21 protein-coding genes are annotated in these 24,905 nt (G+C 41.9%); 13 read left to right on the top strand and 8 right to left on the bottom strand.

The features are described 5' to 3' along the window. The first annotated feature begins 133 nt into the window (after window positions 1-133). The 9 genes from putA (at window position 134) to ACE3G9_RS14400 (ending at window position 10,194) form a co-directional block, all read left to right on the top strand. Window positions 134-3,283 carry a bifunctional proline dehydrogenase/L-glutamate gamma-semialdehyde dehydrogenase PutA gene (putA, locus tag ACE3G9_RS14360; protein ID WP_449219513.1) on the top strand — a complete coding sequence of 1,050 codons (3,150 nt, stop codon included), beginning with the start codon at window positions 134-136 and terminating at the stop codon, window positions 3,281-3,283. 6 nt (window positions 3,284-3,289) lie between these two features. Then, the gene (locus ACE3G9_RS14365) at window positions 3,290-4,021 is read left to right on the top strand and encodes an aldehyde dehydrogenase family protein (RefSeq protein ID WP_417879944.1); all 732 of its coding nucleotides are present in this window, start codon (window positions 3,290-3,292) and stop codon (window positions 4,019-4,021) included. Window positions 4,022-4,150: 129 nt separating this feature from the next. Next, on the top strand, window positions 4,151-5,644 hold the full coding sequence (gene putP, locus ACE3G9_RS14370) for a sodium/proline symporter PutP (RefSeq protein ID WP_449219514.1): 1,494 nt from the start codon (window positions 4,151-4,153) through the stop codon (window positions 5,642-5,644). 383 nt (window positions 5,645-6,027) lie between these two features. Further along, the gene (cspE, locus tag ACE3G9_RS14375; protein ID WP_017025474.1) at window positions 6,028-6,237 is read left to right on the top strand and encodes a transcription antiterminator/RNA stability regulator CspE; all 210 of its coding nucleotides are present in this window, start codon (window positions 6,028-6,030) and stop codon (window positions 6,235-6,237) included. Window positions 6,238-6,389: 152 nt separating this feature from the next. Beyond that, a complete protein-coding gene (locus ACE3G9_RS14380) occupies window positions 6,390-7,049 on the top strand; it encodes a Qnr family pentapeptide repeat protein (RefSeq protein ID WP_417879740.1) in 660 nt (219 codons plus the stop codon). Between the two features lie 97 nt (window positions 7,050-7,146). Further along, window positions 7,147-7,494, top strand: coding sequence for a YajD family HNH nuclease (locus tag ACE3G9_RS14385; RefSeq protein ID WP_417879741.1), 348 nt, complete (start codon window positions 7,147-7,149; stop codon window positions 7,492-7,494). Between the two features lie 280 nt (window positions 7,495-7,774). Continuing rightward, entirely contained in the window at window positions 7,775-8,482 is a 708-nt protein-coding gene (locus ACE3G9_RS14390; RefSeq protein ID WP_449219515.1) for a helix-turn-helix domain-containing protein, read from the top strand. A 104-nt stretch (window positions 8,483-8,586) separates the two neighbouring features. After that, the gene (locus ACE3G9_RS14395) at window positions 8,587-9,504 is read left to right on the top strand and encodes a DMT family transporter (RefSeq protein WP_449219516.1); all 918 of its coding nucleotides are present in this window, start codon (window positions 8,587-8,589) and stop codon (window positions 9,502-9,504) included. 63 nt (window positions 9,505-9,567) lie between these two features. Then, window positions 9,568-10,194, top strand: coding sequence for a LysE family translocator (locus ACE3G9_RS14400; protein ID WP_449219517.1), 627 nt, complete (start codon window positions 9,568-9,570; stop codon window positions 10,192-10,194). 91 nt (window positions 10,195-10,285) lie between these two features. Here the strand turns inward: ACE3G9_RS14400 and hpf are convergent, their stop codons facing one another. The 5 genes from hpf to ACE3G9_RS14425 form a co-directional block, all read right to left on the bottom strand. Beyond that, window positions 10,286-10,645 carry a ribosome hibernation-promoting factor, HPF/YfiA family gene (gene hpf / locus ACE3G9_RS14405; protein ID WP_449219518.1) on the bottom strand — a complete coding sequence of 120 codons (360 nt, stop codon included), beginning with the start codon at window positions 10,643-10,645 and terminating at the stop codon, window positions 10,286-10,288. Between the two features lie 213 nt (window positions 10,646-10,858). Continuing rightward, on the bottom strand, window positions 10,859-11,701 hold the full coding sequence (locus ACE3G9_RS14410; protein ID WP_417879746.1) for an ABC transporter permease subunit: 843 nt from the start codon (window positions 11,699-11,701) through the stop codon (window positions 10,859-10,861). 28 nt (window positions 11,702-11,729) lie between these two features. After that, window positions 11,730-12,620 carry an ABC transporter permease subunit gene (locus ACE3G9_RS14415; RefSeq protein ID WP_449219519.1) on the bottom strand — a complete coding sequence of 297 codons (891 nt, stop codon included), beginning with the start codon at window positions 12,618-12,620 and terminating at the stop codon, window positions 11,730-11,732. Beyond that, window positions 12,617-13,768: a polyamine ABC transporter ATP-binding protein gene (potA, locus tag ACE3G9_RS14420; protein WP_417879748.1), complete on the bottom strand. Its 1,152-nt coding sequence runs from the start codon at window positions 13,766-13,768 to the stop codon at window positions 12,617-12,619. The genes ACE3G9_RS14415 and potA overlap by 4 nt, the downstream gene beginning before the upstream one ends. A gap of 91 nt (window positions 13,769-13,859) precedes the next feature. Further along, window positions 13,860-15,002 carry a polyamine ABC transporter substrate-binding protein gene (locus ACE3G9_RS14425; protein ID WP_417879749.1) on the bottom strand — a complete coding sequence of 381 codons (1,143 nt, stop codon included), beginning with the start codon at window positions 15,000-15,002 and terminating at the stop codon, window positions 13,860-13,862. A 630-nt stretch (window positions 15,003-15,632) separates the two neighbouring features. Between ACE3G9_RS14425 and ACE3G9_RS14430 the strand changes: the two genes are divergently transcribed. From ACE3G9_RS14430 to ACE3G9_RS14445, 4 genes are all read left to right on the top strand, one after another. Continuing rightward, the gene (locus tag ACE3G9_RS14430) at window positions 15,633-17,264 is read left to right on the top strand and encodes a diacylglycerol kinase family protein (protein ID WP_449219520.1); all 1,632 of its coding nucleotides are present in this window, start codon (window positions 15,633-15,635) and stop codon (window positions 17,262-17,264) included. A 161-nt stretch (window positions 17,265-17,425) separates the two neighbouring features. Next, a complete protein-coding gene (locus tag ACE3G9_RS14435) occupies window positions 17,426-18,295 on the top strand; it encodes a DMT family transporter (protein ID WP_417879752.1) in 870 nt (289 codons plus the stop codon). 170 nt (window positions 18,296-18,465) lie between these two features. After that, on the top strand, window positions 18,466-18,948 hold the full coding sequence (locus ACE3G9_RS14440) for a DUF1097 domain-containing protein (RefSeq protein WP_449219521.1): 483 nt from the start codon (window positions 18,466-18,468) through the stop codon (window positions 18,946-18,948). Between the two features lie 135 nt (window positions 18,949-19,083). After that, window positions 19,084-20,133 carry a formylglycine-generating enzyme family protein gene (locus ACE3G9_RS14445; protein WP_449219522.1) on the top strand — a complete coding sequence of 350 codons (1,050 nt, stop codon included), beginning with the start codon at window positions 19,084-19,086 and terminating at the stop codon, window positions 20,131-20,133. Window positions 20,134-20,186: 53 nt separating this feature from the next. On the opposite strand, the gene ACE3G9_RS14450 is transcribed toward ACE3G9_RS14445, so the two are convergent. The 3 genes from ACE3G9_RS14450 to ACE3G9_RS14460 all read right to left on the bottom strand — a co-directional run. Beyond that, window positions 20,187-22,676 carry a LysM peptidoglycan-binding domain-containing protein gene (locus tag ACE3G9_RS14450; RefSeq protein ID WP_449219523.1) on the bottom strand — a complete coding sequence of 830 codons (2,490 nt, stop codon included), beginning with the start codon at window positions 22,674-22,676 and terminating at the stop codon, window positions 20,187-20,189. Beyond that, entirely contained in the window at window positions 22,673-23,314 is a 642-nt protein-coding gene (locus tag ACE3G9_RS14455) for a DUF4123 domain-containing protein (protein WP_417879756.1), read from the bottom strand. Before ACE3G9_RS14455 ends, ACE3G9_RS14450 begins: the two co-directional genes overlap by 4 nt. Further along, window positions 23,296-24,905 (bottom strand): type VI secretion system Vgr family protein (locus ACE3G9_RS14460; RefSeq protein ID WP_449219524.1); only part of this gene is annotated, 1,610 nt, incomplete at its 5' end. The genes ACE3G9_RS14455 and ACE3G9_RS14460, both read right to left, overlap by 19 nt.

A 24,905-nucleotide genomic window follows, 5' to 3' on the forward strand; every position in this document is an offset into this window, starting at 1 on the left:
CGTGTTAGTTTTTTGTTGCATAAAATGCTTTTTATAAAAATAAACGGAGCTTAAAACAATTATAAACGGATTTTTCCTCTTACACTTCAGATCTACTTTCAATGATAGTTCCGAATTTGTATGAGGAAAATGTATGTTTACTGCTGCAGATGTATTGAACGCGGAATTTAATGATCAGCCTTTAAACCAACTATGGTCTTTGATTTCTCCTTTATATATGGTTGATGAATCAACTTGGCTCAAAGAGTTATTACCTTTAGCGCAACCAAGTGATGAAGAAAAACTTGCCATTGAAAATCAAACCACAGATCTGATCAAATCTATTCGCGCGGATAAAAAAGCCGTTCAAATGATCGATGCTTTATTGCTTGAATACAGTCTAGATACCCATGAAGGTATTTTATTAATGTGTTTAGCTGAAGCGCTTATGCGAATTCCTGATTCCGCAACAGCAGATGCATTGATTCGTGACAAATTAAGTGTTGCTGATTGGAAATCTCACCTTAAAAATTCGGATTCTGTGTTTGTTAATGCTTCGACTTGGGGGTTAATGTTGACTGGTAAAGTTGTCGGTTTAAAAGAATCAGAAGCGCAAAGCCCAACTCAAGGTTTGAATCGTCTTGTCAATAAGATGTCTGAGCCAGTTATTCGCAAAGCGATGCACCAAGCGATGAAAATCATGGGTCATCAATTTGTGCTAGGTCGTAGTATTGCTGAAGCGCAAAAGAATGGTAAAAACATGCGTGAAAAGGGCTACACCTATTCGTATGACATGCTAGGTGAAGCGGCGTTAACCACTCAAGATGCTCAAAAATACTTTAATGATTACTTAATGGCTATTCAATCGGTTGGTAATGATAAGTTTGATCCTTCCATCAGCCCAGCACCTTCGGTTTCAATTAAGCTATCAGCGTTACATCCTCGTTACGAAGTGGCCAATAAAGAGCGTGTGATGAGCGAGCTATACAATACGGTTGAGCAATTGATTTTACAAGCTCGACAACTTGGTGTTGCTTTAACCATTGATGCGGAAGAAGCCGACCGACTTGAAATGTCCTTGGAACTATTTGAAAAACTTTATCGTAGTGAAGCAGCGAAAGGATGGGGTCAGTTTGGATTGGTAATTCAAGCTTACTCTAAACGTGCACTACCTGTTTTGGTTTGGTTAAATGCACTTGCTAAAGAGCAAGGTGATCTTATTCCACTACGTTTAGTTAAAGGTGCATATTGGGATAGTGAAATCAAGTGGTCTCAGCAGGCTGGTTACACAAACTACCCAGTTTATACTCGCAAAGAAGCGACTGATGTGGCTTATTTAGCATGTGCACGTTTCTTATTAAGTGAACACGTGCATGGCAATATTTTCCCACAATTTGCTAGCCACAATGCTCATACGGTGACGGCGATTGCCAATATGGCCAACCATCAAGATTATGAGTTCCAGCGTTTGCATGGCATGGGAGATTCCCTATATGAACATGCGATGAAAGCGTTTGGTCAATCTGTACGTATTTACGCGCCAGTGGGTAGCCACAAAGACTTATTACCTTACCTAGTGCGTCGTTTACTTGAAAACGGTGCCAATAGTTCGTTTGTTCACCGTTTGGTTGACGCCCGCTGTCCAATTGAAACTCTCAATCAACATCCGGTTGATACCTTGACCGCGCATGAGCATTACAACAATACGGCGATTCCACTACCACCAGCGATATTTAATGAAAGACAAAACTCTTATGGCGTCAATATTGATATCCAAAGTGAGCTAGAGCCATTTGAAGCACAAGTTGAACATTGGCTGACTCAAACTTGGCAAGGTGGGCCTATCATTGCTGGCAAAAAATATTTCGAAAGCATGATCAAGGATACAGAAAATGCCGATGCGCAGGTTCAAGCAATCACCGCACCTTATGACAGAAAGATCCCAGTTGGATCTATTGTTCATGCCAACCTTGATCATGTTTCCGAGGCAATTGAGGTTGCTCAATCATGCTTCCATGAATGGAACAAGGTTAGTTATCAAGCCCGTGGCGAAAAATTAGACCGTTTGGCGGATCTTTTAGAGGATCATTTGCCAGAGTTAGTGGCGATTTGTCATAAGGAAGCCGGTAAAACGATTCATGACTCTATTGATGAAGTACGTGAAGCTGTCGATTTTTGTCGTTTTTACAGTAAGCAAGATGCCATCTTCGAACCTAAAAAACAGCTAGGATTTGATGGGGTAGAGCGCACGATTTATCGCGAAGGTTGTGGAGTATTCGTGTGTATTAGCCCATGGAATTTTCCTTTAGCTATTTTCTTAGGGCAAATTACTGCTGCGCTTGCCAGTGGTAATACCGTTATTGCCAAACCAGCAGAGCAAACTAGCTTAATCGCAACACGAGCCATTGAGTTAATGCTTGAAGCGGGGATCCCATCTGGTGCGATTCAATTGTTAACCGGGCAAGGTTCTGAAATTGGTCCTGCATTAACATCTCACCCTGCGATTGCCGGTGTGGCATTTACAGGCTCAACACCAACAGCGCAGCGAATTAATGCCACGCTTGCTCAACGTGATGCAGAGCCAGTGCCATTTATTGCTGAAACAGGCGGTCAAAATGCCATGATAGTCGATAGTACTGCGTTACCTGAGCAAGTGGTGCGTGATGTACTACGCTCTGCTTTTGCTTCGGCAGGGCAGCGTTGTTCGGCTTTACGTGTGCTCTATGTGCAAGAAGATATTGCAGATCGCATTATTGAGTTAATCAAAGGTGCAATGAAAGAGTTATCAGTTGGTCTACCTTACTTACATAAAACCGATGTTGGGCCAGTGATAGATACCGCGGCAAAAGAAAAACTGATTGCCCACATCGATGAAATGAAGAAAACCCAAAAGTTGGTGACAGAACTTGCCTTATCAGCAGAGTGCCAGGCCGGCGATTTTGTTCCACCAACCGCATTTGAAATTGATGATATTCGTGTGTTAACGGAAGAAAAATTCGGGCCGTTGTTACATATCATCCGTTTTAAAGCCGATAAATTGCCACAAGTGGTTAAAGATATTAATCAAACCGGATTTGGCTTAACGATGGGCGTGCATAGTCGTAATGAAACTACCTATCGCTGGATTGAAAAACAAGCACGTGTCGGTAACTGTTATATCAACCGCGACCAAGTTGGCGCGGTGGTTGGAGTTCAGCCATTTGGTGGGCAAGGGCTATCTGGTACTGGCCCTAAAGCTGGCGGGCCGCACTATCTATATCGTTTTTCTCAAGTGGCGATGACCACTGAAACTGAATCTGTTTAGGAGAGTATTATGCAAACTATTACTCGTTTTTCTGAAGTGACGTTCTTTGATGCAAATACCGCTTGGGAACAATGGAATTTGACCGAATACACGTTTAAAAGTGAATGCTTACGTTCGGTTTGTCGTAACTTAGAAGGCACGCAACCTACATTAAGTGCTGTGATGAATTTTCACCTTCAACAAGCAGATGAGCGTTTATCTGAACCTAAATTAATGCCAGGGCCAACCGGTGAAACTAATGAGTTATATACGGCTGGTAGAGGGGTTTGTGCATTAATTGTAGAGCCAGCAATGCCTTGGGTGGCGGTTATAGCACCATTAACCGCCGCATTAATTGCAGGTAATGCAGTACTTATTTGCAGTGATGATAAAGATCTGAATCAATGCCTGGAAAGTGCGATAAGTAGCGCACTGCCGGCACATTTAGTCCATATCGTGGCATATGATGCTTATCAAGCGGTGATTGAAGCTGATATTCGAATGGCTGCTTTTATAGGAAATGTTAAAACACAAAGATCCATAAACGCAGATTTAGCTCAAAAGAGAGGTGCAATTGTTCCTTTTATTGCAGAAACGATTGCCGCTGAAAACACACAAGATAGATATGATTCACTCAGTTTAGTACAGGCTCATGATCCTAGCCTTGTACTACGCTTTATTACTGAGCGAACTCGCACTATTAACATAACTGCCGTCGGGGGGAACGCGACTCTGCTAGAGTTAGGAAATCAACATTAAATATATGTGATACTTAAATTAAGATTGATTCTTATTATTCGAACTATCAATAATTTAGTATCATAACGATCTACAACACAATAAAAAGCCCCTCAGGATAGAGGGGCTAATCATATAAAAGGTATAATTATGATAGAAAATAGTTTTGCTATTACTAGCACATTTGTCGGATATCTAGCCTTAATGCTTATCATTGGCTATGTTGCTTATAAACGAACTTCAAGTTCAACCGATTACTTTCTAGGTGGAAGAACTCTTGGTCCTTGGCCTGCTGCCTTATCAGCAGGTGCATCAGACATGAGTGGTTGGCTATTACTGGGTGTTCCTGGTTATGCTTATGCTTCGGGGTTAGAAGCGACGTGGATTTGTGGTGGCTTACTTGTCGGGACTTGGCTTAACTGGTTGATAAGTGCTAAACGTCTTCGTACTTATAGTATTACTACGGATGCGATAACTATTCCTGATTTCTTGTCTCGTCGTTTCCTTGATAATTCAAAACTCATTCAAACCATTTCCGCTTTCTTTATTCTATTGTTTTTCTTGTTCTACACCAGTTCTGGTTTAGTGGCAGGCGGTAAATTATTTGAAACAGTGTTTGGTCTTGATTATAAAATTGCAGTCGTGATAGGTACCATTTGTGTGATCTCTTATACCTTATTTGGTGGTTTCCTTGCTGTTGCGTGGACTGACTTAGTACAAGGTTTGTTAATGTCAGCTGCGCTATTGATTGTTCCTATTGCTGCCATGAGTGGTGGTTTTACTCAAGTCGATATCGACCTCAATAACATTAATCCTGAATTGATGAATGTTTGGACATCTGCTATCGGTGAGCCATTAACAGCAATCGCTATTATTTCATTGGTTGCTTGGGGACTTGGGTATTTTGGTCAACCGCATATTTTGGCACGTTTTAAAGCAACTCGTAGCAACAAAGACTTAACTACAGCACGCCGTATTGCGGTTATTTGGACGGCGTTATCTATGGCTGGTGCTATCATGGTCGGCTTAGTTGGTCTGATTTATGTAAATGGACATCCGATGCTTAATATCCAAGATGGTGAGAAAATCTTCATGATCTTGGTTAATGCTGTATTTCATCCTGTGATGGCAGGCATTTTACTGGCTGCGATTTTAGCTGCGATTATGAGTACTGCTGATTCACAATTATTAGTTTCATCATCTGCGCTAGCGGAAGACTTTTATAAGCAAGTGTTTAAAAAAGATGCGACACCAGAGCAAGTGGTTGTGGTTGGTCGTCTTGCTGTAGTCGGCGTTTCTATGTTTGCGTTGTTACTAGCAATGAACCCTGAAAGTTCAGTCTTAGGACTAGTATCGTATGCATGGGCAGGGTTTGGTGCAGCATTTGGTCCAGCAATCGTATTGAGTTTGTATTGGTCGAAAATGAACCGTAACGGTGCACTAGCTGGAATTATTGTCGGTGGTGTGACTATCGTTATCTGGAAACAATTAACGGGTGGTTGGTTTGATGTTTATGAAATCGTACCAGGTGTCATTTTCTCTACCATTTCGATTGTTGCAGTCAGTTTATTAACTGGCGGTCCAAATGAAGAAGTCACTCAACAATACAAAAAATATCAGCGTCAACTAGAAGAATTAGATTAATATTCCTCTGATAATTTGACGGTTATTTAGCCCTCATTATTTAAATAATGGGGGCTTTTACGTTTAGATGTCTATCGTGATTTTAGTAATAAAAATAATCACATAGGTAATCCGACAATAACAATAAAAAAATTTTGAACTACTTAGATCAAGTTTTTAAAAATAACCCTATACAAGGATGAAAAACCCGAGTATCTTTAAACACGGCCTGTAACGGACCTATTTATTTGAAATTTGCTTTAGAAGTCTTCGCAACACCTGATATACCAGTTAAGTGTCATGAAGTGCCTCCTTTTAAGTATCCTCACTTAAGTAACTCTATTCCCGGCTATAACACGCAACAAGCGTAATTGATTAGTAAAAAATATTTATAGGATTTACCCATGTCTAAGACAACTGGTACAGTTAAGTGGTTTAACGAAGAGAAAGGTTTCGGTTTTATCACTCAAGAGAATGGCGGCGCAGACGTATTTGTTCACTTCCGTGCTATCACAGGTGAAGGTTTCCGCACTCTAGCTGAAGGCCAAAAAGTAGCGTTTGAAGTTGAGCAAGGTCAAAAAGGCCCTCAAGCTGCAAACGTTGAAGTACTATAATTAAGTACTTATAACGAATTAAAAAAAGCCGCACTTGTTGCGGCTTTTTTGTTTCTATTGAAATCGAATTTATAAAAATAATCTTCTCGAGCAACGAGCAACGAGCAACGAGCAACGAGCAACGAGCAACGAGCAACGAGCAACGAGCAACGATGACCAAATATAATCAAAAACACTTTAAACAACACGATTTCTCTCAACAAGATTTGAGTCAACATACGTATCAAGGTTGCCACTTCTATCAGTGTGACTTTTCTCGTTGTGATCTGTCTGATACGCAGTTTATTGATTGTGTTTTTATTGAATCCGGTGACGTCATAGGCTGCAACTTTGCTTACGCCAAACTGAATGATGCCAGTTTTAAACACTGTAATTTGAGTATGGCTAATTTTGATGGGGCTTTAGCGTTTGGCATTGAAATACGCAATAGCACCCTGAAAGGGGCAAGCTTTGTTCGAACCTTGTTTGCGAATCACATCACGCACAATACCTATTTCTGTTCTGCTTATATTACGCAGTGTGATTTAACTTACGCAAATTTAGAAAATCAGTGCCTTGAAAAATGTGATTTGTTTGAAAACCGTTGGCGTGGTGCTAATCTACAAGGTACTTCATTTGAAGGCTCTGACCTTAGTCGCGGGGAGTTCTCTAACGAACAATGGAGCCAAGCAAATTGGAAAAGCTGTAACCTCGCACATGTTGAACTTGAAGGGCTAGACATTCGTAGCGTGAACTTAAAAGGCACGATGATTTGTCAATGGCAACAAGAAATGCTGCTTGAACATTTAGGTGTGATCACCATTCCAGATTAGGTTATATACCCAAGTGAATTCTACACCTTGAAGTTACTTGGGTATAAACAGTTTACAGTGTAAATTAAATTAATAAAAACAATGATTAGGAACTAATATGTCGTCTGATTTTTATGGCTCTAGTGCTAGCTACGCGCGCAAAGAAAGTGGTTACCGTGAAAAGGCGTTAAAGCTTTATCCTTGGATTTGTGGTAACTGTGCTCGCGAGTTTGTGTATTCTAATTTACGTGAATTGACGGTACACCACAAAGACCATGATCATACTAATAACCCAGAAGATGGCAGTAATTGGGAGTTGCTTTGTCTGTATTGTCACGACCATGAACACTCTAAATACTTAGAGCATGATTTGTATGGTTCGGCTGACTCCACACCCAAAGAAGAGGAGCACCAAACCGCAACCCATAACCCGTTTGCAAACCTAAAAGATTTACTTAAAAAATAATGAATATATACCCAAGTGACTTCAAGATGCAGAATTCAGAGCTATCATCCAAACCTTTAGGCAAGGAAGGTGGGCGAAGGAATGTAGGCACCTTTCAAACCGATCTGACACAGCATAAAGGTTTGAATGAAGCTCCCGGAGGGCAAGTTAAAACAAGCTTTATCCTGCGTTAAATTGAACAGAGATAGAATAACTATGATCATATTCAATTTGTCTTGCCTAAAGCTTGTTTTATTCTTGCTGAAACTCGCATCTTGAAGTTACTTGGGTATAAACGGTTATGATTAACGATCGGTTATCGATTCGTTCTTACATTAGTCAATCACGTCAGCATAAGCATGATTATCATCAAATTGTGCTGCCACTACAGGGCGTGATTGAGATGCAAGTCGGAGAATTTGATGGCAAAGTGAGTGTTGGTGACGCTATCGTTATTCACGCAGGCTTGAACCATGTTTTTTCCGCTGATCAAGCCGCACGCTTTTTAGTAGTCGATCTCAACCAACTTCCACTTAACTTATGCCATGCTGAAACGAAAAAGTTTTTGTTATCTCCAGCGACTCTAGCTTATGTGCAATTTGCCGGGTTGCAATTGATGAGCAAAACTAATGCCCATTTAGAAAATGCGATGTGCGCTATGCTATTGCAGCTATTAGAACAGCAAGGCCAGCAGCTTAGAATCGATCCTCGTATTGCGAGTGTCATAAGTGAAATTCAACAAGATATTAGTCAAAATTGGTCGGTTGAACGATTAGCCAAACTATCCTTTTTAAGCCCTACTCAATTTAAAACCGTATTCAAATCGAACTTAGGTCAAACCAGCCAGCAGTTTGTTTTACAACTTCGAATGGAAAAAGCCAAAGCGCTATTAACGCATACCGATCTTCCTGTGCAATTGATCGGGGAAAAAGTCGGTTTTTCTAACCCATCAGCATTTACTCGCCGCTTTAGTCAATTTTTTGGTCTGTCTCCTAAATCATATCGATAATCATCACTTTAGTCATAAAGACCGTCTGATCAGCACATTTTCGTTACCAATGATTCTTATACTGAAAACTCACTTGGGTACAGTTATGGTTTTAAAGGTTAAAAATGCAAAGGATTGAAAATTTACGTTCACCTATTCGCTTTGAAACGGCCGCCCCTTTGCTGTTCTTGCTGATGTGGAGTAGTGGGGCGGTAATGGTGAAAATGGGACTAATAGATGCGTCACCTTGGACCTTTTTATTCCTACGAGCAGTGGCGACTTTCCTATTTTCAACTCTGGTGCTGCTGGTGGTAAAACCTAAATTAAAGTTTGAATTATTTCGCCATGATAAAGCGTCAATTATTGCGGTGCTAAAAGTCGGTTTCTTTTTGCAGTTTGCCTACCTGAGTACGTATATTTTGTCGATTGACGCCGGAATATCGCCAGGGTTGATTACCATGATATTAGGTTTTCAGCCGCTCATTACACCATTTCTTGCGAAAGAGAGTATGTCGAAACAAGGTTATGCTCTGTTAGCGCTTGGCTTTATCGGCTTATGTATTGCGGTTTTGGGCGCAAAAGGGATCGATGCTTCACATGTAATAGGCCTGTTGTTTGCCGCGCTGGCTTTGATGTCGCTAACTTTTGGCACCATTAAGCAAAAAGGCATCAATATGAATATTGAAAGCATGGTGGTTTACCAAAACTTATTCACCTTATTGCTATTTAGCGTGGTGGCCTTATGTACTGACTGGCAAGTTGAATGGACCAATGAACTGTTTATTTCATTATTTTGGATGAGTATTGTGGTCTCGGTTGGTGCGGTGATGTTGCTGCTTTACATGCTTAAGCGAGGTAGTGCCAGCCAAGTAAGCGTGCTGTTTTATTGCATACCGATTTTGGCCATTATGTTTGATTATTTGATCTTTGGTGAACAGTTGAGTGGCATGACTATGGTTGGCATTGTCGTGGTAGTGATCGCAGTGTATTGCTTTCAAAAAGTGAAGCCAGTTCAAGCGAGGTTAAATAAAGGCACAAAATAACAATTGAATAGAAGATGAATTGATGTTTTTATATTCAAAGTATTGATGAGAAAGGAGTTTTCAATGGATTTGTGGCACGGATTAGTTTTAATTACCTCTATTCACTTATTGGCCGCTGCTTCGCCTGGGCCAGATTTTATACTGGTTTCACAACAAACCATCTCGAATGGTAAAAAAGCAGGGCTGCTGTGTAGTGTCGGTATTGCACTGGGTTTATCAATTCATATTCTCTATTCTGCTTTTGGTTTAGCGGCAATTATCGCTAATTCAGCCAGTTTACTTTGGGTGATTAAAGTACTCGGTGGAGGTTATTTAATTTATCTAGGTTGGCAGGGATTAAAAGCGAAAGCAGCAATGCCTGATGAGGTTGAATTGCCGGTCGCGAAAGTACAGTCGGCGAAAAAAATGATTGGTATGGGGTTCTTGTGTAATGCTCTAAACCCTAAAGCGCCGATTTATTTTGTATCGTTATTTACCTTAGTTCTGTCAGCGGATATGCCAATCTATCAAATTGCGATTTATGGTGTATGGATCATGATTTTACAGTTTGCATGGTTCTCTTTGATTGTGACGTTATTGTCTCGACCAACGATTAATAAGAAGTTTAAGCAATGTGGTCATTGGATTGATCGAATACTTGGTGGTGCGATGGTGGCACTAGGTATTAAGTTGATGATGACTCGTAATTAACTTTATATCCATTGTGCTCAATTATTTGGGGCATATGAAATGAAAAAAGGAGCTCAAATGAGCTCCTTTTGTTTTTTGCTACACTAAGTAATTAATCGACTAACTTCATTTCTTGAATAATATCAGAGGCAATTTCCGGCTTAGTGCTGGTCGGTGTTGCATGAAGTTCGGCTTTAAGTTGGCCTTTACGGTTTTTAAGTCCGGTTTCTAATTTTTTAACCGCAGCGGCAATAGCTGGGTACATCACTTTGTCTTCAGATTTAGCTGAGATACGAACGCCTTCGTAGTTGGTGAAGGTTTCAACTTGGTGTTCATTATGTTGTTTAGTGATAATAATATCGCAGCTGATTAAGTCGGGGAAGTGTGAAGATATTTTATCGAATTTTCCTTCAATCTCAGTACGTGAGTCTTCACTGAGAGAAACATGGTGCGTTTGGATGTTTATTTTCATACACAATACCTTCCTGTTGAAGCACCTTGAAAATACAAGGCAAAAATGCGGATTTCATATCCATAAGTGATTGTTATTCAAAAGCCTAATTACTTTCGAAGTTCGTCACTATTCTTTCAAGCTATCAAACTTTAAGACAATAGGCAAAGAGCTTTGTTCCATTTTGTTATGCCCAAGTGACTTGAGTATAGCATTAACTATCTCGCTTTAATTTTAGACCATCACTAATGCTTTTTTGCTTTGGTAAATTTCTTTTTTACGGCGCTTGTCTGCTCTTACCATAATGAACCATATGCTAAAGGTAAATAGGGATACACACAGTAAGATCAAGCTAGCAATTGCATTAATCTCTGGTTTCACCCCTAGGCGTACCGAGGAAAAAATTTCCATTGGTAGTGTCGTTGAGCCTGGGCCTGACACAAAGCTTGCCAACACTAGATCATCGAGTGATAAAGCAAATGCCATCATGCCACCCGCAACAAGTGATGGCGCGATCATTGGAATGGTAATTTGCATAAATACCTTCCAAGGTTTAGCGCCTAAATCCATCGCCGCTTCTTCCATTGAGATATCTAGCTCACGCAGGCGAGATGAGACTAAGATGGCCACATACGAGCTAGTAAATGTGGTATGAGCTATCCAAATCGTCATCATGCCGCGCTCTACCGGCCAACCAATTAGATTATTCATTGCCACAAATAGCAGTAGCAATGAAAGACCGGTGATCACCTCTGGCATCACTAATGGCGCGGTAACCATGCCTCCTAGTAATACTTTTCCGTGGAAGCGAGGGATTCGCGTCAATACAAAAGCTGCCATAGTGCCTAGTGCAACTGCAGAAATAGCAGTGTAAAAAGCAATTTCTAATGAACGAAATACCGAGCCCATTAGCTGAGTATTTTCCCATAACGAGCCATACCATTGAGTTGACCAGCCGCCCCATACTGTTACCAGTTTGGAAGCGTTAAATGAGTAAATCACCATGATGACTAACGGCAAGTAAATAAATACCAAGCCGAGCACCAACATTAGATTTGCAAAACCAAAACGTTTCATCGTTATTCCTAAACAATTCGTACTTAAATTAGCCTTGAAGTTCTTTGGCTTGAGTACGATTAAAGAACATGATTGGGATCATAAGAACCACCAACATAATGACCGCTAACGCCGCTGCCACAGGCCAATCTCGGTTGTTGAAGAACTCTTGCCACAAGACTTTACCTATCATCAAGGTATCTGGGCCACCTAGCAGTTCCGGTATCACAAACTCACCGACGACGGGAATAAACACCAACATACAGCCTGCAATCATCCCGCCTTTTGACAGTGGTACGGTGATCTGCCAGAAGGTCGAGACATGACGACAACCTAAATCTGACGCCGCTTCTAGTAAGCTTTGGTCATGCTTTGCTAGGTTGGCGTACAGTGGTAACACCATAAACGGCAAGTATGAGTACACAATGCCAATGTAGACCGCGAGATCCGTATTCAAAATCCGTAGTGGCTCATTAATTACCCCTAAGTGGAGTAAGAAGCCATTTAATAATCCGTTGTTACTTAAAATGCCCATCCACGCATACACACGGATCAAAATGGCTGTCCAAGTTGGCAACATGATCAGTAACAACAAAATAGTTTGCGTTTCTTTTTTTGCTTTAGAAATCGCATACGCCATTGGGTAGCCAATCATCAAACAAGCCAAGGTGCTGATCAGCGCCATTTTTAGCGAGCTGAGATAAGCGGCTAAATACAATTCATCAGCACTGAGTAGCAAGTAGTTACCCATGTTGAGAAAAATGGCCAGCTGTTCATCGGCCCAACTGACCAGTTCAGTGTAGGGCGGTATGGCGACATCGGCTTGTGAAAAGCTAATTTTAAGTACGATCACAAACGGCAATAAAAAGAAAATAAACAGCCAAAAGAATGGAATACCAATGACCAGTTTACGTCCTAGTTGTTGGATGCATTTATTCATTGCAGAACCACACCACTATCATCTTCCCAATATAAATACACATCATCTTCCCAGGTTGGGCGTTTGACGTGACGCACGGCGTTAGCAATAAACGCTTGGACTATCTTTCCTGACGGTAATTGGATGTGATACATCGAAGATCCACCTAAATAAGCAATGTCGTAGACTTTGCCAGTTGTCCAGTTAAAGTCAGGGTGGACTAAGTCCTCTGGCAATGTCGCGCTGATCAACAACTTTTCAGGACGTAATGCATAAGTCACTTTTTTGTTTTCAGCTTGAGTACTAATACCGTGGCCGATATAGATGGGCTGTGGCAAATCGACACAGGCAATCGTCGCGTGATCTTGTTCATCTTCGACCAACATGCCATCGAATAAGTTTACGTTGCCAATGAACTCACACACCAAACGGTTAACTGGCGTTTCGTAAATATCCATCGGGCTACCAATTTGCTCAATACAACCTAGGTGCATGATGGCGACACGTTGTGCCATGGTCATCGCTTCTTCTTGATCGTGAGTCACCATGACGCAGGTCACGCCCACACGCTCGATAATTTCAACCAGCTCTAACTGCATTTGTGAGCGTAGTTTCTTATCCAGCGCGCCCATTGGTTCATCTAGTAACAACAGTTTTGGACGTTTGGCGAGTGAGCGAGCCAATGCGACACGTTGACGTTGACCACCAGATAATTGATGTGGCTTACGTTTGGCGTATTGCGTCATATGCACCAGTTTCAACATCTCCGCCACGCGTGCGTTAATTTCTTCTTTTGGCAGTGAATCTTGTTTCAAACCAAAGGCAATATTTTGCTCAACACTCATGTGTGGAAATAGCGCATAAGACTGAAACATCATATTAATCGGCCGATCATAAGGCGCCATGTCAGTAATATCGACACCATCTAAAATGATGCGTCCTTCAGTTGGCTTCTCGAAACCCGCTAGCATACGAAGTAAGGTTGATTTACCTGAACCTGAACCACCGAGTAGAGCAAAGATTTCACCTTTATTTATGGTGAGCGACACGTTGTCGACCGCAAGAGTGTCGTCAAATTGTTTGCTTACACGATCAATTTTCACCAAGATTTCTTTTGATTTAGATTGACGCTCTAATGCTTTTTTGTAGGCACTGGAAGTGATGGCCATTTCAACTCTCTTTTAAATTATTCTTAAAATAAAAAGGCGTCCTAATCTGGACGCCTTAATCACACTTCAACTCAAGTATGTGCTTTCGGCGCTATCGACCTGTTTTTATCTTGGTCCAAGCACGTGTCATAACACGTTGAGTCTTGGCGGGTAGATCGCTGATCGTGTATATGTTTTTCAGTATTGCTTCATCTGGGTAAATTCCAGTATTACTACTAATGTCTTGGTTTACAAAAGGTGTTGCCGCTTGGTTACCATTGGCAGCACTGACTTCATTGGTAATGTTGGCAATCACTTCTGGTGTCATTAAGTAGTTCAAAAATACATGAGCGGCTTGTACATTTTTGGCATCGGCTGGAATCGCCATCATGTCAAAGTAACTGCCTGCACCTTCTTTTGGGATCACGTATTCAATTTTGTTGCCATTATTCGCTTCATTGGCACGGTCACGAGCAATGAATAAGTCATTGGAATAACCCACCGCAACACAAATATCGCCATTCGCTAAATCTGAAATGTACTTAGACGAGTGGAAGTAGCTGATGTTTTCGCGAATAGACAAGAACAATGCTTCCGCTTGTTTGATGTCTTCCGGCTTTTGTGTGCCTGTAGCGAGCCCTAAATAATTTAATGCCGCGGGTAACATTTCGGATGGTGAATCCAAAAATGACACTCCACAGGTTTTCAGTTTTTCCATGTACTGCGGGTTAAACACCAAATCCCATGAATCGGTTGGCATATCTTCACCGAGTGCTTTTTTCACTTTATCGATGTTGTAAGCAAAGCCGATCGTGCCCCATAAATAAGGCATCGCGTATAAATTACCTGGATCGCTTGGTGATAGTGCATTCAATAATTCTGGGTTGAGGTTTTTCCAATTAGGCAGTTGAGTGCGATCTAATTTTTGGAAAACACCCGCGCGAATCTGTTTGGCTAAAAAGTTATTTGATGGCACCACCACGTCATAACCAGAACGACCTGCAAGCAGTTTAGCTTCCAGTACTTCGTTACTATCAAATACGTCGTATACCACTTTAATGCCGGTTTGCTTTTCAAAATCGCTAATCGTGTTCGGCGCGATGTAGCTGCTCCAGTTATAAACGTGTAGCACTTGCTCATCTTGAGCGTAAGTTTTACTTGAAGTAAATAAAGCCGCAGACGATAACAAAGTGGTGACAGTCATAGATGCAGCGAACACCGTCTTTTTGAAAGACACTGAAGTTTTAATAAACATAGTAGGTCCCAAATAATGGATCAGTTGATCCAATGGTTAGCTCACCAACCTAGCTTATAGCCAGCATTCCTTTTGATTTTAGCCTTGGGAGATCACTGATTTGAGTCAGGTTGAACATAAGTTAATTTATTCAATATGACGTTTTCTGAGTTGGATGTATGAAGGGAGAAATCATCCAAACTCGTAGATTTGCAACCTGCGCCCATTAACCTTGCGTTAACGAATAGCGACACTAAATAGGCTGTTTACACTGTAAATGTTAACAGTTGAGTGTGGCGGTTGGTACTTTCTTGCGAAGAACAGGGGCGATAATAAAACGAATTTTCAAATAGTAAATCAGAATAATTTTATGGTTTCGATGAGATTTATTTGTTGTGGGATTAACGGTGTTTCTTCTGTTTTTTCAGCCGGTTTTGATGAAAACGTTAAGGCTGCGAGTGTGATTATTTATTTAAAGAATAAACTTAATTTAACGATGCTGGAATTCGGCTACGATATGATAGGCACCCTTAGTAAAGTAATGTTATGGTTTTATTATTGTAATGATAGAAGTATATACCCAAGTAACTTCAAAATGAGAGTTCTGAATTCTGCACATCTTGAAGTCACTTGGGTATATAGGGAGAGACAATGTTAGTCACCAAATACTATATTGCGGGCAGTATTCTATTTTATGTTTTGGCCTTGTTATGCCCTAATTTTTGGCTGTCGATTCCGCTTGCTTGGATTGCTTTATCCTTGTCGATTGTCAGCATCGCTTATCTATGCAACTTCCCTCATTTATTTCGTAAAAAGCCTAACGGGGTGATCCCAAATGGTATCCAGTTAGTACTTGCGCCTTTTTTGATTGGTGCGCATTACTATAATTATTGGGCGCGAACTCATGATTCGGTTGCGCCTATTCAACGTATTGATCCTCAGTTGTACTTAGCTCGACGCTTATTTACCAAAGATCTAAAAGAGTTAAAAGCTCAAGGTATTACCAGCATTTTAGATATCACCGCTGAATTTCATGGATTACAAAGCCGTAAAGCCAGTCGTGATTTTGAGTATTTCAATCTGCCAGTGCTTGATCACAAAGTGCCATCAAAGCGGAAGTTATTAAAAGCATTAGATTGGATGGATGTTCAACTCGCGGACTCCAAGAAAATAGTGGTGCATTGTGCATTAGGTCGTGGGCGTTCGGTGTTTGTATTGGCTGCTTATTTATTGCGTCGTTACCCAAGAATGAGTATTGAAGATGTGATGAAAAAAATTCAATCAATTCGCAGCACCGCCAATTTGAATAAGGAACAAATGAAAATGTTAAAGCAACTTGATAAGCAGCGAGCATTAGTTTCTGAACAGACCGTGTGGCTAATTGTGAACCCGGTTTCTGGTGGGGGAAAGTGGGACACCTATAAAGATGAAATTCTAGAAAACTTTAAAGCTAAATATCAGGTAGAAGTGCGAGAAACCATACCTGAAATATCGGCAAGCGAACTGACGAAAGAGGCGATTAACTCAGGGGCTTCTTTGATTGTTGCGGGTGGTGGTGACGGCACTGTAACGGAAGTGGCAAGTCAATTAGTCCATACCGATATTGTTCTTGGCATCCTACCATTGGGTACTGCGAATGCCTTATGCCATGTGCTTTATGGTATTGAGAATAAAATCATTCCAGTGGAAGCAGCATGTGGCGCTATTTTAAATGGTGAAGTGACTCAAATTGATACCGCTTTATGTAATAGCGATTTAATGCTGTTGGTGTCTGGGATTGGTTTTGAACAACAAATGATTGAATACGCTGAGCGTGAAGAGAAAAATAATGATGGCCAATTGGCTTACTTAAAAGGTTTATGGGGTGCAATTGCCAATAATGAAACGTTAATGATTCGAATTGCTTTAGATAAACAAACGCCGCAAGAATTAGACGTGAGTAGTTTAGTGGTCGCCAATGCCGCTCCTTTTACGACACTACTGGCACAAGGTGGCGGAGAGCCGGATTTACAAGATGGTATTTTGGATATTACCTACATGCCTAGTCATCAAAGTGTTGCGGGGCGCTTATTATCGCTATCTGAATTAGCCATCTCAGGTTTGCTCCCTACCGCAGAGCCGATGGGGTTTGTGCATAAGCAAGCCAAAGACGTCACTATATCCAGTGAAGTCGCTTTTAAATATGTGATTGATGGTGAGCTGTATGAGACTGAACAACTTAGCATTCGTACTCAACCTCGCTCATTGAATGTGATGGTACCACGTTGGTTTAATGAGCAGTAATATCAAGCAACTAAGCAACTAAGCAACTAAGCACCTTAGCTATCCGCAGTCAGATTAATTAAGGCCACACGGTAGGGATAATGCGGTTTGGTCTAGTTATTCCCATCTGTGTGATTTATTATCCCAGCTTAATTTATTTCTTTGTATGAGAACTTTTCAATATGCCTAACCACTCACCAGTGCTTGGTGCCTCGTGGATGCTAATTGCTGGCTTGTCTTTTGCTGTAGTTAACAGTGCTGCCCAGTACATTAGCATCACTTTTTCTATTCCTTCTACCACAGTTGCTCTGCTTCAATATGCGATTGCGCTGGTGGCGATCATACCTTACTTAAAAACATTAGGTATTCGTCGTTCTTTGTATACCAAACACTTTGGCTGGCATGCGTTTCGAGTCTTTTTATCAGTAATCGGCATTCAACTTTGGTTTTGGGCGTTGGCGTATCCGGTACCAATTTGGCAAGGCATTGCATTGTTAATGACTTCACCATTGTTTGCGACTGTCGGCTCTGGGTTATTACTAAAAGAAAATGTGGGCTGGGCGCGTTGGATGGCAACCTTAGCCGGCTTTGGCGGGGCGATGATTATCTTAGAGCCATGGTCAGATGCGTTTAGTTGGGCAACATTATTACCTGTCGGTGCGGCTTTTTTCTGGGCCTGTTATTCATTGATGGTGAAGAAAATGTCGGTTAACGATTCACCTTCTACCATGGTGGTTTACCTGCTGATCTTACTCACGCCTTTTAATATCTTATTGGCATTACCGGAGTGGTCTACCCCAACCGGTTGGAGTGTTTGGGGATTATTGATTGGTGCTGGCGTAATGACAGCGTTAGCACAATGGGCGATTGTTAAAGCTTATGCCGTGGCAGATGCCTCTTTTGTGCAACCATTTGATTTAGCAAAATTGCCGTTTAATGTCTTTTTAGGTTGGCTTGTTTTTGGTTGGATCCCGACAGGCAATTTATGGGTAGGCGCTGCAATTATGATGGCTTCGATCGTGTTTATTACTCAGTGGGAGAGACGTAAGTAAGTTAACCTACCTTAAGTGGTCGATAACGCAAGTAATGGTAGTTAATCGCTTGCGTTATCATTTATATGTAATAGCAATTTTTCATTCATATTATCTGTGATCAAAATCTCTTCTTTTAGCCTATTCCTTCTTTACTCTCCCTTCTTCATTTTTTAACTGAAGATCTGCTTATGTCGACATTATTTGCCATTTCACTGACCACTGGACTGCTTTCGGGTATTTGGGGTTGGGTCGCCATTTCTTTGGGATTATTGTCTTGGGCTGGTTTTCTCGGTTGCACCAGTTACTTTGCCTCGCCGATTCAAGGGCTAAAAGGTTTAGGTGTGAGCTTACTGACCAACCTTTCTGGGGTGTTTTGGGCGCTGGTTATTATTCATGGTTCTCAATGGCTAGGCAGCGATGTGATTGGTTATATCCTGACAGCATTGGTTTCCTTTTTTATGTGTATTCAAGCGCAGAAACACTGGTTGAGTTTTATTCCCGGAACCTTCATTGGCGCATGTGCTACTTTTGCCGCCGATGGAAATTGGCAGTTGGTTATCCCTTCACTGTTAATTGGCGGAGTATTCGGTTACATCATGAAAGCGAGCGGTCTGTGGTTACAGGCGAGAAGCGGTGTAAGTCTAAAACCAAAAGTGATAGAAGAAAAATGAAAGGGGTGATATTTGTTGCATCATTTCCAAGATTATCTCTGAAAATCAATTAATAAACGGTTGTTTTTATAGCCGCTCAATGCCCTTTTATTTATAATTTTTTCATTGGAAATAATTGAAGCATATGGAATTTTTATGAAATCGACTTGGTTAGGGATAACGCTATTATTACCCTTGTTAACCGCCTGTGATGCCCGTTCAGATATTACCATCAACAGCACCCAAATTAGCAGACAGCAAGCCAATACCATTAAGCAAAATATTGCTTCTCAATACCCCAACGCGAGCGCGGAAGAAAAACAACAAATTGCCGATGTTGCAGTTAAAGCCATTGAAAATTTGGTTTTTGTCGAAGGGGGCAGTTTTGATATGGGCGACTTTAAAGCACCCTGTGAAATTCCAAGTAAAACTTACGAACGTATTGATTGGTCACCAGATGGCAAGTGTTTTAGTACGCTCACCAGTGGCTTAACTGGTGGTCGTTATCTTCATAAAGTCACGCTGGATTCTTACTCAATAGCTAAGTTTGAAACCACGTTTCCAGATATGGAAGTGATGCGCAAAGTCGAAGGGCTTCCTGTTGCCGATCAAAGATTAGATCGTACTTACTATCAACGTGGTACGGATGAATTCAAAGCTCGCTTAAAAAAGAAAACAATGTCTGCCGCTTCTACACAATACTGGCAAGAAGCCAAAGATTATTGTCTCTGGTTAGGTCAAGTGACGGCTTTACCGTTTGATTTACCCACCGAAGCGCAATGGGAATATGCCGCACGCAGCCGTGGGCAACATTACTATTTTGCCACCAATAATGGTTACCGCCAGTTGCAAGGAGGCTATTATTACGACCCTGAGCTGGGTACCAATATTGATTATCAAGATGATGAGGTTAATGCATCAACTGATACTAAGAATATAAATACTTTTCCACCTAATCCATTAGGGGTGTATGGCATGAGCAACCAAGTCAGCGAGTGGGTCAATGATTGGTATGCTAAAGATTATTATTTGCACTCGCCAGAGCATAACCCTCAAGGGCCAGAAACTGGCACGGAAAAAGTCATGCGTGATGGCATGGGAACTACCATGACGTTTTCTCGCCTCCATTCAGCGGGAGAGAAAAGATATTACTCATCCGTTAGCTTTCGTTGCGCATTGCAACAAAGCACGCCAGTTAAGCGTTAAACATGAATAAGCCAACCGTGAAGTTGGTTGGCTTATTGCTTTATCGTCGATGATTATACGTAGCGGCTACCTTGTGGCGCTCGGCCAATTTTTGCTAACTGTTGCTCAACCGCCTCACGTTTATCGCTCCATGAATTCCCTTTTCTTGGTGTGAAGGGTAATGGTGAGCGAATTGTAACGAGCTTGGTGAACTTATCTTTTTGGGCCAGTTTGAATACCCAGTCATTAAAGTCGTCTTGTTGTTGCCAGTCGAGTATCGCATTAATGCGAGCGAGGTTATCAAATAACACTTTCTCACCTTCTTGTTTACTGCCATCTGGGCTCATGTGCGCCAATACTTCTTCAAATTTACGCCAGCTAGAAATGCTGCTGGCTAACAGGTAACAAATCGCCTGCTCTTGTGGTTCTTCCCAGCGTTCAAAAAAGGTTTCAGTTAAGGTATCAAGCATCATACCTATGGTCTCGGGCGGCAGTTTGTCGGGTTTAACCTCTAACCAGGCTTGTTTGTTGAGGATGCGGCGGGTTAATAAGTCGGCTTCATTTTTTTGATATTGCCGATTTTTCCACCATTCATCCACTTCTCTCGTCCCCAATTTGACAGCGTTTTCCCATGCTTGTGCTGGATCGCTAATGGCTTCATAAGCATTAAAGGCAAACGCCATATAACTGGTGCGAGTCAGATATTCATACATATCTTTGTTGATATTTTCTAGCTGACGATAATCGACATATTGCAACCCTTGCCACACCACTTGCGCCAGTTTCCAAATATTTTCAAAATTAATATTGGCACCAAAGCCACCACTGCCACCTGCACCCCAAACAATGCGACCATTGCAATATAGGTACAATTTACCCGTATCTAAAATAAGCTGAAAATCACCTCCAAAGCCTACACCTAAATTTAAATTCCCCTCAGCCTTCAATTCCGCTAAGGGCTCAAAATTAAGGGTGGTTTCTTTGTCTGGATCTTGCCATTCTAGCGCACCAGTGATTTGACCGCCCGCCTGTACGCCAGCAAATCCTTCTGCTTTTACCCCGACTTCACCATTAGGTTTAACTGCCATACCTACCGAAGGGGACAACAACATACTGTGACCGGCTTCTTGCTCTTGGGGTTGGTTGGTTACCCCTGCTGAGCCCGTTACCATCGCCCCAGCAAAGCAACTTAATTTGGTGGTGCAATTGGTTCGAAAACGACCAAAAGAATAGTGTTGGGTGTCACCATTGGCATCTTTATAGCTCAGCGACAGCGGAAAACCACTTTCATAAGGCAGGTAACTTTTAAACTCGACCGAAGCCTCAGCCAGAGCAATGGCAGCTTCCGCTTTAATACCAATATCAACCTTACCTTGAGTGGGTTCAAAGGTAGATTTTAGCGCAGCCGTGGCTCCCCAGCGTAATAATTGTGCTTCAGAGCTGGCAGCAAATCTGGTGTTACCGTCTTGATTTAAAATATAGTGGCTGGCTTTCCATTCACCGCTGTTACCTCCTTCCGCTTTCCACTCTTTAAAGACCATTTCAATTGATGGGTTTTCAATGGTTTTGGTGACGGTTTCTTTAATGTTATTAAGTAGCGCCTCTTTAAACCCTGCCACATTGCCCTCACGCAATGCTGATAACATCGTCGAATTGGTTGGACGGCGATCCCAAGCAATACGTTCACGCTCAACATAAGTGATACGCACATAAACAAATTGATTACGAGATACCGAGTAGGCTTCTAATACATGCTGACTAGCTGGATGGGTGGTAAGCGTTTTATTTTTGGTAAAGTTTTGCAAATTAACGCCCAAGTTATTGGGTTTTTGGTCTTTGGTTTCCGCTTTGGTTTGCAGCGCTTGATTGTATTCAATGGTTGCTTGTATATCGGCTAACACTCGTTGTTTTAATATTTGAGTGGCGCTTTCATTGTTAAAAATAGGGTTATAACCGTCTACTATTCGACGTCTTTTTTCTAACTCTTTGAGCTTAGCTTTCACCAATTGTTGGTTACTCTTTGTCTCCTCCTTCGAGGTTTGATCTTTGGTTTCTTCGATCGCAATGGCTCCTGCATTGACCGCTTGTTCAGCCCATTGTTGTTTCTTCTTTATATGGGCTAAGTGGTCTTCATCGGTGGCAGTTTTTGGATCGGGCGCACTATCTTGCACAGCTTTCAAATTGGCGATTAATTGTTCAGTGGCTTGGATTTCTTCGTTTAACAGCGCAATAGCTTGTTCATCTAAGCAATAATATTGTGAGCCTTTATCTTGAGTGAAAAACAACACATCTTTAATATCTTTGCCCTGACAAGCTGGAGGGTGGATTAGGCTGCCTTGGTCTGATACCGGACGTTTAACCTGTGGTGGTTCGACGTCTGGTAGTGGTGCTTGTGGTTCAGGCTCTGGGTCACTAGGTAATACAATGACATCTCCCGGAAAAATCAAATCTGGATTGGGCTGATATTTAGGGTTAAGCGCCAATATTTGGTTAAAATCGACTTGTTGTTGAATTGCGATAGCCAGTAAGGTATCACCTGCTTGGACGGTATAAGTTTGGCTCATGCTAATGCCTCATGAGATTGAATTTGTTGCATAATATCTGCCATTTTATCGATCTGAGTTGGTGTCATTTTCCATGAATCTAGCTGTTTAGGGGCGAACTCTGGTGTGGACCATTGCGCTTGAAACCATTGGTTGTGATGCCAATAAACCGCATGAATTGGATAGAAGAAGTGCTGCCTTTCTTCGTCACTCAAAGCACCGATAAATGCCAACATGGTTCTTGGTTCGTAGTATCGAAGAAAGGTGGGGGCGGCATTTTTATAGATGGTTAATCTATTGCGTAACAAATCAACAATATTACTTTGTTGAACATTTGCAGGTGCGACAAGTATGCAACCTAAAGGGGCTTGCTCAAATTGAGTTAGCCATTTGGCTTGTAGCTCAGGGTAGGAGGTAATATCGACGACAACAGGGCCGAGCTCTAAGTGTTGATAGTGAGTACCATGGAAAAGTAGATCGCTATAAGGCTCACTGAGTTGGTGCTGATTGATGTGTTGGTAGAGTTCCATTTTCCAATTAGGCATTAATGATGATTCAATTAATGCGTAGATCTTCGATGTATTTGAGGAAATATCGATTAATGGAACCTTGTCCAATACTTGGATTTTCCATTCAGGATTTAACCATGAATTTTGCATATTCCCCCCATGCCACAGTTGCAAAGTTCCATCATTAAACTGCCAGAATCGACCATTTCAGCGTGCATGCTCGGAGTAATTGAAGCGGGCGGTGTGCTTTCTACAATCGGTGCCTCTATCCCATTCGGTAAGGCTGGCATTGCGCCACTAAAGCCACTACCACTTCCCGCACTACCACCAGAATTAATGTTCACGCCAGCACCGACAACATGAACACCAGCTGCATCGACTTTTACAAAACTACCACCTACCTTAACGGTGATTTCTGCACCGGCTTCTATTACGACTTTGTTGCCCGATTTTATGTGGATTTCATTGGCTGCTTGATTGACGATCACTGAGCCAGATTTGATTTGTAGATTACCGTCAACCACAAAGTTTTGATCTTTAGCGATTTTGCTACGGCTTTCACCTTCTACCGTCAAATTGTGATTGTTTTTGATCTGAGTGAATTGATTGTTTTCTACGGTTAGATGCTGGTCGTGATTTACATCGGTAATGTGGTCATTGAGAGTTTCCGATTTAAAATCTTTTTGCGCATGAACATACACTTGCTCCGAGCCAGATTGGTCTTCAAAACTGATTTCGTTAAACCCTTCACCTTGGTGGGTTTCACTGCGCCACACAGTTTTGGTCTTATTATCTGGCAGTGGGTAAGGCGGTAGGTTTTGGGCATTAAAGGCGCGACCGGTCACAATAGGTTGGTCTGGGTCGCCGTTTAAAAATGACACGATGACTTCTTGGCCAATACGTGGAACAGCAATCATGCCATATTGGCTACCCGCCCAGCCTTGCGACACTTGCACCCAACATGAACTATGCTCATCACCATTTGAATATCGATCCCACGGGAAATGCAGTTTTACGCATCCATATTCATCACAAAAGATTTCTTCGCCATCAGGGCCGACAACGTAAGCGGTCATGGGGCCATCGACTTGTGGGCGGGTCATTTGTGGCATGCGCCAGGTTTTATCGACTGGAATGGCTTCAAATTGATTAGCGTAAGTGGTCGGTTTACCACCGGCGGATTCTTCTAACGCTTGTGGTTGCTCGCCTTGATGAGTACTCGCAATGACTAACCATTGTTTATTGAAGCTATCATCGGTGTGTTCGCTTAGCTCGAACTTCGCGCCGGTTTGCAGTTGCGGCTCATTACTTTTGCCTTTGGCCGTGTGAGCATGGCGACGCAAACTATCTAGGCTCAGTTGGTTGAATTCTTTACCGGTAGCGTCATCTTTAAAGCGTCCCGGCGCGTCAAAGTGTTGATAGGTATCACGCTGATAGTCCATGTCGTTAGCGACCGCTTGTTGGCTAAAAGTGTACTGCGGTTTTTTAAAACTGTTGTCACCGCTGTGTGCTTCACTGACTTCAAACTGAGTAGTCTTGCTGAATGCTTTTATATACGGCGTTGAGCTGATACCGCTTGCCATCACGTTATAAGGCACAGGTGAATCTAGCGCGCTAATCACTTGAGAATCATCGGTGAACAGTACACTGTGTTTCCCTTTTGAATGTTCAATGTGATACACCATGCCTTCTTCGGCGGCAAGGCGATTAATGAATTCAAGGTCGGTTTCGCGATATTGCA

It is taken from the genome of Vibrio sp. E150_018 (assembly GCF_053544035.1).